The organism is Micromonospora sp. NPDC049359 (assembly GCF_044466585.1).
GTDB lineage: Bacteria > Actinomycetota > Actinomycetes > Mycobacteriales > Micromonosporaceae > Micromonospora.
This window is the reverse complement of record NZ_JBITMW010000004.1, coordinates 155,819-169,459: the sequence shown is the minus strand read 5'-3', so window position 1 is coordinate 169,459 and position 13,641 is coordinate 155,819. Positions and strand designations below refer to the sequence as shown.

At 71.0% G+C, this 13,641-nt stretch carries 14 protein-coding genes and 1 pseudogene; 7 read left to right on the top strand and 8 right to left on the bottom strand.

What is annotated here, in order from left to right; genetic code table 11:
* Positions 1-191: 191 nt before the first annotated feature.
* Positions 192-1,556, top strand: a complete 1,365-nt coding sequence (gene mshA / locus ACIBTX_RS11925) for a D-inositol-3-phosphate glycosyltransferase (RefSeq protein WP_363660100.1) — start codon at positions 192-194, stop codon at positions 1,554-1,556.
* A gap of 55 nt (positions 1,557-1,611) precedes the next feature.
* On the top strand, positions 1,612-2,121 hold the full coding sequence (locus ACIBTX_RS11920) for a YbjN domain-containing protein (protein WP_357129116.1): 510 nt from the start codon (positions 1,612-1,614) through the stop codon (positions 2,119-2,121).
* 193 nt (positions 2,122-2,314) lie between these two features.
* On the opposite strand, the gene ACIBTX_RS11915 is transcribed toward ACIBTX_RS11920, so the two are convergent.
* Positions 2,315-3,112: a hypothetical protein gene (locus tag ACIBTX_RS11915; RefSeq protein ID WP_396832512.1), complete on the bottom strand. Its 798-nt coding sequence runs from the start codon at positions 3,110-3,112 to the stop codon at positions 2,315-2,317.
* Between ACIBTX_RS11915 and ACIBTX_RS11910 the strand changes: the two are divergent.
* Positions 3,015-3,383 (top strand): annotated as a pseudogene (locus tag ACIBTX_RS11910) (hypothetical protein); the annotation flags it as partial. The gene ACIBTX_RS11915 and the pseudogene ACIBTX_RS11910 overlap by 98 nt on opposite strands.
* A 373-nt stretch (positions 3,384-3,756) precedes the next feature.
* On the opposite strand, the gene ACIBTX_RS11905 reads toward ACIBTX_RS11910, so the two are convergent.
* Positions 3,757-5,028: an MFS transporter gene (locus tag ACIBTX_RS11905; protein WP_357172368.1), complete on the bottom strand. Its 1,272-nt coding sequence runs from the start codon at positions 5,026-5,028 to the stop codon at positions 3,757-3,759.
* A gap of 78 nt (positions 5,029-5,106) precedes the next feature.
* Positions 5,107-6,384 carry an MFS transporter gene (locus ACIBTX_RS11900; protein ID WP_357172365.1) on the bottom strand — a complete coding sequence of 426 codons (1,278 nt, stop codon included), beginning with the start codon at positions 6,382-6,384 and terminating at the stop codon, positions 5,107-5,109.
* 154 nt (positions 6,385-6,538) lie between these two features.
* On the opposite strand from ACIBTX_RS11900, the gene ACIBTX_RS11895 reads away from it, so the two are divergent.
* Positions 6,539-7,306: a phosphoglyceromutase gene (locus ACIBTX_RS11895; RefSeq protein ID WP_355050833.1), complete on the top strand. Its 768-nt coding sequence runs from the start codon at positions 6,539-6,541 to the stop codon at positions 7,304-7,306.
* Positions 7,307-7,365: 59 nt separating this feature from the next.
* Here the strand turns inward: ACIBTX_RS11895 and phoU are convergent, their stop codons facing one another.
* On the bottom strand, positions 7,366-8,019 hold the full coding sequence (gene phoU, locus ACIBTX_RS11890) for a phosphate signaling complex protein PhoU (protein ID WP_355050832.1): 654 nt from the start codon (positions 8,017-8,019) through the stop codon (positions 7,366-7,368).
* A gap of 203 nt (positions 8,020-8,222) precedes the next feature.
* Here phoU and ACIBTX_RS11885 point away from each other — a divergent pair, with 203 nt between their 5' ends.
* The gene (locus tag ACIBTX_RS11885) at positions 8,223-9,503 is read left to right on the top strand and encodes an ATP-binding protein (RefSeq protein WP_357129126.1); all 1,281 of its coding nucleotides are present in this window, start codon (positions 8,223-8,225) and stop codon (positions 9,501-9,503) included.
* A 23-nt stretch (positions 9,504-9,526) separates the two neighbouring features.
* Entirely contained in the window at positions 9,527-10,210 is a 684-nt protein-coding gene (locus ACIBTX_RS11880; protein ID WP_039906992.1) for a response regulator transcription factor, read from the top strand.
* A gap of 61 nt (positions 10,211-10,271) precedes the next feature.
* On the opposite strand, the gene ACIBTX_RS11875 is transcribed toward ACIBTX_RS11880, so the two are convergent.
* Positions 10,272-10,925 (bottom strand): NADPH-dependent F420 reductase, encoded by a 654-nt coding sequence (locus ACIBTX_RS11875; RefSeq protein ID WP_396832426.1) that lies wholly within the window; start codon positions 10,923-10,925, stop codon positions 10,272-10,274.
* 640 nt (positions 10,926-11,565) lie between these two features.
* Between ACIBTX_RS11875 and ACIBTX_RS11870 the strand changes: the two genes are divergently transcribed.
* Complete coding sequence (locus ACIBTX_RS11870; RefSeq protein WP_363660102.1) at positions 11,566-12,144, top strand: TetR/AcrR family transcriptional regulator; 579 nt, start codon at positions 11,566-11,568, stop codon at positions 12,142-12,144.
* A 10-nt stretch (positions 12,145-12,154) separates the two neighbouring features.
* Here the strand turns inward: ACIBTX_RS11870 and ACIBTX_RS11865 are convergent, their stop codons facing one another.
* Genes ACIBTX_RS11865 through ACIBTX_RS11855 form a run of 3 tightly spaced genes read right to left on the bottom strand, consistent with a single transcriptional unit; the run spans position 12,155 to position 13,570 of the window.
* Positions 12,155-12,505: a type II toxin-antitoxin system death-on-curing family toxin gene (locus ACIBTX_RS11865; protein ID WP_357129134.1), complete on the bottom strand. Its 351-nt coding sequence runs from the start codon at positions 12,503-12,505 to the stop codon at positions 12,155-12,157.
* Between the two features lie 32 nt (positions 12,506-12,537).
* Entirely contained in the window at positions 12,538-12,738 is a 201-nt protein-coding gene (locus ACIBTX_RS11860; protein ID WP_355050827.1) for a hypothetical protein, read from the bottom strand.
* Positions 12,739-12,772: 34 nt separating this feature from the next.
* Complete coding sequence (locus ACIBTX_RS11855; protein ID WP_357129255.1) at positions 12,773-13,570, bottom strand: hypothetical protein; 798 nt, start codon at positions 13,568-13,570, stop codon at positions 12,773-12,775.
* Between the last annotated feature and the right edge of the window lie 71 nt (positions 13,571-13,641).

Here is a 13,641-nt window from a genome sequence, read left to right as displayed (position 1 = left end):
CCCGCGCCGCACCGCCGATCCCGACCGGGCGTCGGGCTGTGTCGGCGGCCGTTCGTGATGAGGTCCGTCACGCCGGGCGGCCGCGCCGACGCATTTCCGTTGCCCGATGGGGAAGATGACATCCGGCGTACAGGTTGACCGAGAAGCGCCGGTCGTGCGTGACGGCATTAACCGTGACAGAAGGAGCGGACGTGGCGGAACTGCACACCGGTGTCGGTCGTCAGCGAGGTGCGCGACCGTGGCCGCGACCCCGGCGCATCGCCACCCTCTCCGTCCACACATCCCCCCTGCACCAGCCCGGAACGGGCGATGCCGGGGGGATGAACGTGTACATCCTGGAAGTCGCCCGGCGGCTCGCCGAGGCCGACGTCGAGGTGGAGATCTTCACCCGGGCCACCTCGGGCGACCTTCCGCCGGTGGTCGAGATGGCCCCCGGCGTGCAGGTGCGGCACATCATGTCCGGCCCGCTCGAAGGGCTGACCAAGGAGGAGCTGCCCGGCCAGCTCTGCGCCTTCACGGCCGGGGTGCTGCGTGCCGAGGCGTCCCGCCCGCCCGGACACTACGACCTCATCCACTCCCACTACTGGCTCTCCGGCCAGGTCGGCTGGCTGGCCAAGGAACGCTGGGGCGTGCCGCTCGTGCACACCGCGCACACCCTCGCGAAGGTCAAGAACGCCCAGCTCGCGGCCGACGACCGGCCCGAACCGAAGGCCCGGGTGATCGGCGAGGAGCAGGTGGTCGCCGAGGCGGACCAACTGGTCGCCAACACCCGCGTGGAGGCCCGCGACCTGGTCGAGCGGTACGACGCCGACCCCGCCCACGTCACGGTCGTGCAGCCGGGCGTCGACCTGGCCCGGTTCCGCCCCGCACCGGGCGACCGCCACCTGGCCGCCCGTGCCGCCCGCCTCCGGCTGGGGCTGCCGGTCGACGGGTACGTGGTGGCCTTCGTCGGTCGGATCCAACCACTCAAAGCGCCGGACGTGCTGATCCGCGCCGTCGCCGCGTTGCGCGAGCGTGACCCCGCCCTGGCCGACGAGGTGACCGTGGTGATCTGCGGCGGGCCCAGCGGCAGCGGCCTGGACCGGCCGACCGCCCTGATCGAGCTGGCCGCCACGCTCGGCGTCACCGACCGGGTCGTGTTCCTGCCGCCGCGCACCGGCGACGACCTGCCGGCTCTGTACCGGGCCGCCGATCTGGTCGCGGTGCCGTCGCACAACGAATCCTTCGGGCTCGTCGCCCTGGAGGCCCAGGCCTGCGGTACGCCGGTGCTGGCCGCTGCCGTCGGCGGCCTGGTGACCGCCGTGCGGGACCACGTCAGCGGGGTGCTGATCGACGGGCACGACCCGGTGGACTGGGCTCGCGCGCTGAGTCGCCTGCTGCCGGACAGCGCCCTGCGGGCCACGCTGTCCCGGGGCGCGGCGCAGCACGCACAGCACTTCTCCTGGGACCGTACGGTGTCGGGGCTGCTCGACGTGTACGGCGAGGCGATCGCCGCCCGCCGGGCCCGGCTCGCCGCCGACCTGGCCTGCGACCCGGCGCTCTCCTGCTCCTGGTGACCACGGGCGCTCGCCACCCGGGTGCGTGCGCCGGGTCGGTCGTAGAGTGGGCCCGGTGAGCCCGAAAAGCGACCTCGCGACCCTCATCGAGTCGGTCTGCGCCGACCGTGACCTGGCCTGGGAGTCGACCGGTCCCGGCGCGTACGCGGTGACCCTGCCGGGCACCCACAAGCTCAAGACGGTCTGCAACCTGATCGTCGGCGAGCACGCGCTACGGATCGAGGCCTTCGTGATGCGCCAGCCCGATGAGCGCCGCGAGGAGCTGTGGGCGTGGCTGTTGCAGCGCAACGCCCGGATGTACGGCGTCTCCTTCTCCATCGACGCGGCCGGCGACGTCTACCTGACCGGCCGGGTCAACCCGGCCGGCGTGGACGCCGACGAGCTCGACCGGCTGCTCGGCTCGGTGCTCACCTACTCCGACGAGTCCTTCGACACGATGCTGGAGATCGGCTTCGGCAGTTCGATCCGGCGCGAGTACGAGTGGCGCGTCAAGCGCGGCGAGTCGACCGCGAACCTGGCCGCCTTCGCCCACCTCTTCGAGCCCGCCAACCCCACCCAGCCCTGACCCCACCCTCCGATTTCCGCGATCTTGCACTTTCGGTGGTCGTTTTGGGCTGCCATGCCCCTTGTGCCGCCACCGAAAGTGCAAGATCGACGCGGTTGGGTTCTCTCCGGCGGGGTATGCCGCGGCGCGCGGTGCGGCACAGGGACCCCCGCGCGCCGAGGACGGAGTGTCGAGGAGCGGAGCGTCCCATGGCTCAGCGGAACAGCTCAGGTCGCGGCGGGACTGCGACCCGGACCAAACGGCAGGCCGGCAACCAGACTCCGGGCACGCCCGGGGTCTCCGAGTCGGCGATCTCGCAGATGCGGGTGGACGACATCCGCGGGCAACTGCGCAAGCGCGGGGTTTCCGGTATCTCCGCCATGCGCAAGCCCGACCTGGTGAAACAGTTGGTGCGCTCGATGCGTTCGGATGCCGGTGGCGCAGGTCGGCGCAGCACCGGGCCGGCCGGCCGGGCGTCCGGCAGCAGGGCGTCGGCGGGTCGGGCCGCCGCGACGAAGAAGTCGGCGGCGCGGGCTGCGCCGAGTCGCGCGAAGGCCGTGCCCGCGAACAAGAGCGCCCCGGCGAAGCGAGCCGCCGCGAAGAAGACGGCCGCCACGAAGAGAGCCACCCCGGCGCGGAAGACGGCGGCGGCGAAGAAGACGACGACCGCACGGACGTCGACGGCGGCCCGTAAGTCGGCCACCGCGAAGAAGACGACGGCGGCGAAGTCGACGGCGGCGCGTCGGACCTCCGCGACCGCCCGTACCGCGCCGGCGCGCAAGGTGCCCGCGAAGAAGGCGCCGGCCCGACCGGCCGCCAAGCGCGCCGCTCCCGCGAAGCGGGCCACGGCGAAGAGCGCGGCTCCCGCGAAGCGGGCCACGGCGAGCCGGTCGACGGGCACGGCGGCCGGTGGGATCCGGACCGGGCGGGGCAGCGGACGGTCGGTCCGCAGCTCGCAGGTGATCGCGTCGATCGCCGACCGGCCGGAGCGACCGGGTCGGAGTCTGATCACCGCGAATCACGAGGTGATCCAGCGCTGGGCGCGAGCGCGAGGCGCGAAGCCGGCGACCATCGCGGGTACCGAACGGGAGGGCCGGGCGGGCGTTCTGACCTTCAACATTCCCGGATACCGGGAAAGCAGCCGGATTCGCGAGATCACCTGGGATGAGTGGTTCCACACCTTCGATCTGCGCCGGCTCAATCTGATCTACCAGGAGCAGATGCGCGACGGTCGGCAGAGCAACTTCTTCCGCACCGAGTCACCCGATCGTGAGGACGGATGAGGTGTTTGCGGGAATGCTCGACGGGTACCCGGCTGTTGCCAGAGACCGAGGCCGGAGCTGGGGATACTCGTCAGTTGTGACCGGCGAGACATCCCATTCGGGTTGAATTCAGAATCCGGCCGAACTAGCTTTATTGCGCCGCACCACGCTTGGAAACGTTCGGGGGAGCGGCGGATCGATCAGATCCGCGCACCAGGCGAGGTGCGAGGGGACGGGTGGACCAACCGTTGGGGGACGGTGCCCACCTGTTTGGACCGGCGGCGCGAGCGGGCGATGCTTACGGGGGTGAGTGTTGCCCGCCGCCGCCGGCCCCACACCGGCGAGCGCCCACCAATGACCTTCGGGCCATGGTGGGCGCTTTGCCGTCGTACGGTCAGCTTGTCGGGACCCGGTCTGCCGGCTCCCGGTCGGCGGCCCGGCGCAGCGCGTCGACGTGCCGCTCGCGGGGCGGCCCGGCCAGCAGGTGGCCGACGGCGGCCAGGACGCCCAACCCGGCGACGATCAGCCAGTGCCGGTCGCCGAGGTACTGCAGGCTCACCCCGCCCAGCATGGGCGCGACGAAGGCCGCGGCGGGGAACGTCAGATAGAAGACCGACTGATACCGCGCGCGTAGGTCCGGCGGCGCGAGATCCGCGTTGATCTGGGCGTTGGGCGGGGCGGCGAGCATCGAGCCGACCGTCCAGACCACCGCCGCGCCCAGGTAGACGGCCAGGTGGTCGGCGACCGCGAGCACTCCGAAGCCGACCGCCAGCAGGGCGGTGGAGGCGGCCAGGACGACGGCCTTGCGGCGTCGGTCGATCAGGCGGGGCACGAACAGTTGCCCCAGCACGATCAGCGCGCCGCCGAGGGCCACGACCAGGCCGTACGCCGACGGTCCCAGGCCGTCCGCGCGCATCGCCAGCGGCATGATCGTCGAGGTCTGCAGGGTGAGGACGGCCAGCACGAAGGTGAGCCCGACGAAGACCAGGAAGATCCGGTCGCTGAGGACGGTGAGCAGTCCCGGCCGGCGGGGCCGGGCGGGAGTCGGGTGGCTGGCCTGGGCGACAGGAGTGGCCCGCCGCAGGGTCTCCGGAACCTTCCAGCCGATGACGGCGGCGGCGGTCAGCGTGGCGCCCGCGTCGACCAGGAACAGCGCGGTGAAGCTCGCCTCGGCCACCAGCCCGGCGAGCAGCGAGGCGACCGCCATCCCGAGGTTCAACGCCCAGAACTCCAGGTTGAACGCGCGCGAGCGCCGGTCGGCGGGCACCACGTCGACGATCGCCGCCACGAGCGCCGGGCCGGGCATGGAGTGGGCGACGCCGACCAGCGCGGCGAGCGCCGCGATCAGCGGCAGCGGACGGCTGAAGGCCAGCGCCGCCATCAGGGTGGCGGTGACCAGGTGGGCGGCGAGCAGTGTCGATCGGCGCCCCCACCGGTCGGCCAGCACCCCACCGAACAGCACGCCGACCGCCCCACCGGCCCCGTACGCCCCGACGACGACGCCGGCCACCGCCGCGCTGGCGCCCCGGGCGTCGGTGAGGTAGAGCGACAGGAAGAGCATGGCGAACGCGCCCGCCCGGTTGATCAGCAGCCCTGCCCAGAGGTACCAGAATGCGCCGGGGAGCCCGCCTGCGGTGTCCTGCCACCAGCGCCGCAGGGCGTGCATGCGACCTCCCGACAGTTCAGTTTCTTAACCGTTTCTCCTGAACGGTAGTCGGGCCTGCGCGCGGTGGTCGTACCGGACTCAGGCCGCGGCCTCGGCGGGCTGCGGCGAACGGGTGCCCACCGGCGCCGCGACCTCGGCGGCGTGCCGCAGCGCGGTGGCCCGCCGCTCGCGGGCGGGGCCGGACGCCAGGTGGGCCACCGCCGTCAGCACGCCGATCGCGGCGCAGCCGAGCCACAGCGCCGCATTGCCGACGTGCTCACGCACCAGACCGCCCAGGATCGGCGCGCTCGCACCGGCGATCTGCCAGGAGAGGCCGAACACGCCCTGGTACCGACCGCGCAGTTCGGCCGGGGAGAGCTCGGCGATCAGCGTGGAGTTCGACGGCGAGTTCAGCATCTCGCCGACCGTCCAGATCAACACGGTCAGCCCGTAGAACCAGGCGCTACCCGCGAACGCGGTCAGCCCGAACCCGACGCCCATCACCACGGCGGCGACGGCGAGCACCTGCGAGCGGTTGCGCCCCCGGATCAGCCGGGGCACGAAAAGCTGGCCGACGACGATGAGGAGACCGTTGAGGGCGATCACCGAGCCGTACGTGGCCGGGCTCAGGCCGGAGTCGCCCATGGCGATCGGCAGCATCGAGATGTGCTGGAGGAACACCAGCGCAGCGAACAGGTTCAGCGTCACGAAGCCGAGAAAGACCCGGTCGGCGAGGATCGTGCGCAGGGCGCCGCGCGGGGCGGTGGTCGCGGCGACGGGAAATCCGCCGTGGCTCGTCTCCGGCACCCGGACGAAGATGATCAGCGCGGTGATCAGCATCGTGCCCGCGTCGACCACGAACAGCAGCAGGTAGTCGGCCTGCGCGGCGAGACCGGCGAGGATGGCGGCGCAGGCGAAGCCGAGGTTGATGGCCCAGTAGTTGAGCGAGAAGGCGCGCAGCCGGTCCTTCGCCGGTACCACGTCGATCATCATGGCCCCGAACGCCGGGCGGGCGGCCTCGGCGAACATGCCGAGCAGCAGGGCGCCCAGCGCGACCGCCCAGAGTTCCCGGGCCAGCCCGAGGGCGAGCATCATGGTCGCCGCGCCCACATGCGCGGTGAGCAGCGTCGGCCGGCGGCCCCACCGGTCCGCGAGGGCCCCGCCGGCGGTGGTGCCGACCGCGCCGCCGACGCCCCAGAGACCGAGCACCAGGCCAGCCTGAGACGGCGAGAAGCCACGTTCCTGGGTCAGGTAGATGGCGAGGAACACGAGGACGAACGAGCCGAGCCGGTTGATCAGGGTGCCGGACCACAGGTACCAGAAGGTCCTGGGTAGGCCCCCGGTGGTGTCCGTGAACCAGCTCCGCATCGTCCGCACGTGGTGCCCCCGCTTACAAGTAATGACCGATCTGACTGCCGTGCCTTACCAACCCTAGTGCCGGCCGGAATCGCAGGTCACCCGCTTTTTCACGTGGTGGTCGTCACGACGGGTGCCCGCGTGTCCGCAACCGGGTTGAGGCAGGATGATCCGCATGACTGCGAGCGAGGGGCCCACCGTCGGGACGCTGGTCCTGTTGCGGCACGGCGAGAGTGACTGGAACGCCAAGAACCTCTTCACCGGCTGGGTGGACGTCGACCTGACCGAGAAGGGCGAGGGCGAGGCACGGCGGGGCGGCGAGCTGCTGCGCGAGCACAGCCTGCTGCCGGACGTCGTGCACACCAGCGTTATGCGCCGGGCTATCCGCACCGCCGAGCTGGCGCTCAACGCCGCCGACCGGAACTGGATCGCCGTGCGCCGGTCCTGGCGGCTCAACGAGCGCCACTACGGCGCCCTACAGGGCAAGAACAAGAAGCAGACCCTTGACGAGTACGGCGAGGAGCAGTTCATGCTCTGGCGCCGGTCGTACGACACCCCGCCGCCGCCCATCGCGGACGACGACGAGTGGTCGCAGGTGGGTGACCCGCGGTACGCGCTGCTGCCGACCGAGCTGATGCCGCGTACCGAGTGCCTCAAGGACGTCGTCGAGCGGATGCTTCCGTACTGGTACGACTCGATCGTGCCCGACATCCTGGCCGGCCGTACGGTGCTGGTGGCCGCGCACGGCAACTCGCTGCGCGCCCTGGTGAAGCACCTCGACCAGATCTCCGACGAGGCGATCGCCAAGCTCAACATCCCGACCGGTATCCCGCTGCGCTACGACCTCGACCCGCAGCTGCGCCCGCTCACCCTGGGCGGCACCTACCTCGACCCGACGGCAGCGAAGGAAGCCGCCGCCGCGGTCGCCAACCAGGGCCGCTAAGTGCAAGGAAGGGCCCCTTGTTATGCAAAAAGCGATAACAAGGGGCCCTTCCTTGCACTTCAGCTGGCGGTGGTTGTGTTCTCGCCGGTGATCAGGTAGATCACGTGCTCGCCGGCGTTCACCGCGTGGTCGGCGAAGCGCTCGTAGAACCGGCCCAGCAGGGTGGCGTCGATCGCGGTCTCCACCCCGTACGGCCAGTCGTCGCCGAGCAGCACCGCGAACAGGCTCTTGTGCAGCTCGTCCATGGCGTCGTCGTCGCGGTCCAACTCGGCGGCGAGGTCGACGTCGGGCTTAGCCAGCACGGAACCGATCTTGGCGGCCATCCGGTCGGCGATGTCGGACATCTCGGTGAAGACCGTCCGCAGCTCGGCCGGAACAGCCGGGGAGGGGTGCCGGCGCAGCGCGGTCTTCGCCACGTGCTCGGCGAGGTCACCCATTCGCTCCAGATCGGCCGCCACGTGCAGCGCGGTGATCATTGCCCGGAGGTCGGAGGCGACCGGCGCCTGCCGGGCGAGCAGGTCACACACCCGCTCCTCGACGTGCCGGTAGAGGTCGTCGATCTCGGCGTCCCGCTCGATGACCGTCTCGGCGGCCTGCCGGTCGGCCGTGAGCAGGGCCCGGGTGGCCTGGCGCATGGCGGCGCGGATGCCCTCCGCCATGTCCACCAGCAGTTGGCTGACGATCTGAAGGTCGGCCCGGAACTCGTCGCGCATCATCACGTCCTGTGGTCGGTCGCCGCCGACGGGTGTCGGCGCAGGGGTTGAGCAGGTGCGACGCCAACGGTAGGGGGCGTTGACGGACCCCGGATGAACCAGGGTGAACGACGCCAGACGTGGGGGTGAACACTTTCGGAAGTGAGGGTGATTCGTCCCGTTATGTGTGGTAGCCAGGTTAACAATGACCCTACGATCGCCGGGTGGAGTGGGCAGTGGCGGTCGTGGTGGCCGTGGCGTTGGCGGCCGGAGTGGTCGTCGGTGTCCTGCTGCCCCGGTTCCTGCCGGCGCGCGGCGGCTCCACGTCGACGGGTAGCGCGAGCTCCCGCTGGAGCACAGGGAGGCCCGCGATAGCCGACTCGCAGCAGGCCGGGCTCGGCCGTCGGACGATCGATTCGCTCCGCGCCGGTGTCGTGGTACTGGACGACGACGACGTCCCCGTCCTGATCAACCCGGCCGCCCGCGCCATGGGGCTCCTACGGACCGGCAGCACACCGGGTTCGATCGCCGCGCACCCGTTGATCCGTACCCTCGCGGGTCAGGTGCGGCGCACCGGCGTGCGGCGCGAGATCGAGCTGGATCTGCCCCGAGGCCGCGACAGCGCGGGGGAGAACCCGCTGGGCGTGCACCTGCGGGCCATGGGTCTCGGAAACGGCTTCATCGCCGTCGAGGCTGTCGACGTGACCGAGTCACACCGGCTGACCCGGGTCCGGCGGGACTTCGTGGCGAACGTCAGTCACGAGCTGAAGACCCCGATCGGGGCGCTGCAACTGCTCGCCGAGGCGCTGCTGGACGCCACCGAGCCGGCCGACGCCACGGCGCCGGACCTCTCCGAGGACCTGGTCGCCGCCCGCCGGTTCGCCGAACGGATCCAGCACGAGTCGACCCGGCTGGGCCGGCTGGTGCAGGAGCTGCTGGAGCTGACCCGGCTCCAGGGCGCCGAGCCGCAGCCGCCGCCGGAGCCGGTCGCGCTCGACTGGGTGATCGCCGAGGTGGTCGACCGCACCCGGACCACGGCTGCCGCCCGGGGGGTCGAGGTCACTGTCGACGGCGAGCGCGGTCTCACCGCGTACGGCAGCGACAGCCAGCTCGCCACGGCGGTGGCGAACCTGGTGGAGAACGCCATCAACTACTCGGGCGAGGACACCACGGTGCGGGTCACCCTCCGCGGTGACGGCGAACATGTCGAGGTCGCGGTCGCCGACCAGGGCATCGGCATCGCCCCGACGGACGTGGACCGGATCTTCGAGCGGTTCTACCGGGCCGACCAGGCCCGCTCACGTGCCACCGGTGGCACCGGGCTCGGCCTGGCCATCGTGAAACACATCGCGAGCAACCATGGCGGTCGGGTGGAGGTGTCGAGCACTCTTGGCGGTGGGTCGACGTTCACCCTCCGGTTGCCCGCCAGCCCACCGGACGATCTCCTGGCGACACTGCCGCCGGCTGGGATCGAGGCCGGTCCGGCCGAGCTACGGCAGGTCTGACAGCAATGGAAAGGAAATCCCCCTTGAGCCGCGTTCTGGTGGTCGAGGACGAGGAGTCGTTCTCCGACGCCCTGTCGTACATGCTCCGTAAGGAGGGCTTCGAGGTTTCGGTCGCCGCGACCGGAACCGACGCCCTCACCGAGTTCGACCGAACCGGCGCCGACATCGTGCTGCTCGACCTGATGTTGCCCGAGATGTCGGGGACCGAGGTGTGCCGGCAGCTTCGGCAGCGCTCGGCCGTGCCGATCATCATGGTCACCGCGCGGGACAGCGAGATCGACAAGGTGGTCGGCCTGGAGATCGGCGCCGACGACTACGTCACCAAGCCGTACTCCCCTCGGGAGTTGGTCGCCCGCATCCGGGCGGTGCTGCGACGGCAGAGCCCGGAGGTCGCCGAGGCGGGCGCTCCGACGCTGGCCGCCGGCCCGGTGCGGATGGACATCGAGCGGCACGTCGTGACGGTCGAGGGCGGTGCCGTGCAGCTGCCGCTCAAGGAGTTCGAGTTGCTGGAACTGCTGCTCCGCAACGCGGGCCGGGTGTTGACCCGGGGCCAGCTCATCGACCGGGTGTGGGGCGCCGACTACGTCGGTGACACCAAGACGCTGGACGTGCACGTGAAGCGGCTGCGCTCCAAGATCGAGCCAGAGCCGTCGGCGCCGCGTTTCATCGTCACCGTGCGGGGTCTGGGCTACAAGTTCGAGCCGTGATCGGCCGATCCGAAGGGGGTCCGCGCCCGGCGTGGACCCCCTTCGGGCTGTCGGCGTCCGCTCAGCGGACGACCTTGACGTTGAAGATGGCGGTGTCGAGCCGGCCGTAGAGCCGCAGCCAGAGTGGCATCAGCATCTCGGTGCCCCGGGCCGTGGAGAGGTCACCGAGGTCGATGACGTCGGTGTGCCCAAAGCTGACGAGCAGGTCGGTGACGATGCGCTTCGCCTCCGCGTCGTCGCCGGAGACGAAGACGCTGTGGTCGCCGTCGGCGAGCTGGCGCGGACGCACCATCAGCTCCGCGGTGAGCGTGTTGAGCGACTTGACGACCTTGGCCTGCGGGAACTCCCGCTGGATCCGTTCGGCCAGGGAGTCGGTGTCATTGACCGTCAGAACGGGCGGGAAACCCGCGCTGAAGTCGAGCGGGTTGGCGATGTCGAGCAGGACCTTGCCGGCCAGGTTCGCCGCGCCGGCCGCGGTTAGTGCCGGCAGGGATCCGGTGCCACTGGTGGCGTTGACGACCAGTTCGGCGTCGGCCGCCGCCACGGCCATGGTCTCCAGGCCGACCTCGGGGTGCTCGGCGGCCCAGGCGGCGTAGGCGCCGGCCCGCGTGGCCGCGACGTCCCGGGTGCCGATGGTGACCTGGTGGCCCAGATCCGCCGTGCGGGCCGCGATGGTCTGTCCCACCGAGCCGGTGCCGAGAACTGCGATGCGCATGTCGATCGATCCTCCACTCGGGCGCGGTGGCCTCGCGCCGACTGTCCGTAGGCTAACAGACAGGTCTGTCTACCGCTGTCCCTCATGGACGCTGGCATCGCGCCCGTCCCTTCCCCCGTGTCGAGTTGCCCCCGGGGATGGGGCTGCGGGGTCCGGGCTGCGGCGCGGCGCGGCGCCTATCCCTCGCCCCGTGACGAGTTGCCCTGAAGATGTGGCGGCGGGGGGTTGGGCTGCGGTGCGGCGGGGGAGGGGGCAGTTATCCCTCGTGCCGTGTCGAGCTGCCCGAAAAATGGGGCGGCGCGGGTTCGGCGCGGTAGGGCGCTTATCCCTTGTGCCGTGTCGAGCTGCCCCGCATATGGGGCGGCGGTCGAGCGCGCTGCGGCCCAAAAGGTTTCAGCCTCGACGGCTTGGCCTCGACGGCTTGGCCTCGACGGTTTGGCCTCGACGGTTTGGCCTCGACGGCTCAGCCCCATATCTGGGGCAGCTCGACAGGAGTCGAGGACACCGTCAGCCCCGGCGGCGGACCGACGAGCGGCAGCAGACCGAGCGGCAGCAGACCGAGCGGCAGCAGACGGAGCTGTCTGTAGACCGAGCTGTCTGTAAAATCGTGCCCGTCACCAGCAACGATGAGGGAGTGCCGATGCCCGTGCACCGCACGCCGGCCGGCTCGGCCCGGGACCGGATCCTGGACACCGCGTTCCGGCTGTTCTACGCGCACGGGCCACGCGGCGTCGGGGTCGACACGGTCATCGCCGAGTCGGGCGTGGCCAAGGCGACGCTCTACAAGCACTTCCCGCGCAAGGACGACCTCGTGCTGGCGTACCTGGACCGGGTCGACCAGGCGTGGTTCGGCGCGCTGCGGGCGGCGGCCCGCGAGGCCGGCGACGAGCCGCGCGACCAGCTCGTCGGGATGTTCGACGCCCTCGTCAGTGCCTGTCGTCGGGACGGCTACCACGGTTGCGCCTTCATCAACACGGCCGCCGAGTCGCCCGCCGGCGGTCCGGTGCACGCCCGGACGGTGGAGCACAAGACGGTCGTCCGGGCCTGGGTGACCGAGCTGGCCCGCAAGGCCGGGGCGGCCGACCCGGAACTGCTCGCCCGGCAGCTCACCCTGCTGCTCGACGGTGGGCTCGCCGGCGGCGTGCTGGACGGCGATCCGGCGATCGCCGAGGCCGCGAAGCAGACCGCCCGCACACTCGTCGATGCCGCCCTCGACTGACTTCGTGTGCTCAGAACAGTTTGCGCAGGGCGGCGGCGATTTCGGAGACTTCCGTCAGGCGACTCTCCGCCACGCCGATGACGAGGTCGTACGCGACGTCCTGATCGGTCTCGTCGAGCTGGTCGATGCTGACGGTGCGGTTCTGCAACAGGAAGGCGACAGTCACGATCCAGCTAATCCGTTTGTTGCCGTCCACGAACGGGTGGTTGTTCGCCAGTGAGTGCAGCAGCGCTGCCGCTTTGGTCCAGAGATCGGGGTAGGCGTCTTCGCCGAAGACGCTCGTTCTCGGCCGAGCCACCGCCGACTCCACGAGGCCGGCGTCCCTGATCCCCACGCCGAGCTTGCGGGCGATGCCGGCCACATCGGCGAGCGTGGGGTATCGAACCTCTGCCATCACTCGGCCAGGCGCGCGAGCAGGGTGGCGTGTCGTTCGATGATCTCGTCGGCGAGGTCGCCGAACTCCTTGGCGTTCCGTCGCGCCAAGTAGTCGTCGATGGCGGTGACCACGACGGCGTGCATGGATCGGTCCTCCTCGTCCGCGACGAGACGGAGTCGCCGTTCGCGTTCGTCATCCAGCCGGAGGGTCATTGCCATACGAATATGGTAGCAACAGTGCTACCAAGATCGGCTAGAGATCGTCGGCGGGGTGGGGGGCGACCAGGCCCTGTCGTACCCGGGCCGCGCACAGTTCGGCCAGCCGCTCGTACGCCGCCGCGCCGATCAGCGCGGTCAGCTCCGGGCCGTACGACAGGTACATCGGCTCGGCCCCGACGTGCGCGTCGGTCGACGAGGTGCACCACCAGTCGAGGTCGTGCCCACCGGCGCCCCAGCCCCGCCGGTCGAACTCGGACAGGGTGGAGACCAACACCTTGGTGTTGTCCGGACGCTTCACCCAGTCCTGGTCACGCCGGATGGGGAGCTGCCAGCAGACGTCCGGCTTGTATTCGAGCGGGTGCACCCCGTCGCGCAGCGCCTGGGCGTGCAGCGCGCAACCACCCCCGCCGACGAAGTCGGCGTCGTTGAGGAAGACGCACGGCCCGTCGGCGCCCTGGGTGGCGGTGCGGCGAGCGGGGTTCTTGCCGTCGATCGTGTCCTCGTCGGTCCAGTTCTTGAACCCGCGCTGGAAGTGCTGCCAGGTCGACGGGGTGAGCAGCTTGACGGCGCGGCGGACCCGCTTCTCGTCGTCCGGGTCGGTGAAGAACGCCCCGTGCGAGCAGCAGCCATCGGCGGCCCGGCCGGCGATGATGCCGTGGCAGCCCTGGCCGAAGATGCAGGTCCAGCGGGAGAGCAGCCAGGTCAGGTCGGCCCGGATCAGGTGGGTCTCGTCCGCCGGGTCGGCGAACTCGATCCACTCCCGGGGAAAGTCCAGCGGCACCTCACGGCTGCGCGGGTCCCCCGGGTCGTCCACCAGCACGCGGAGCTCCATCGTCACCCGGACCAGCGTACGCGTGGTGCCGTCCGCGGGCCGACGAGCCGCACGAACGTGTTGCACCTAGG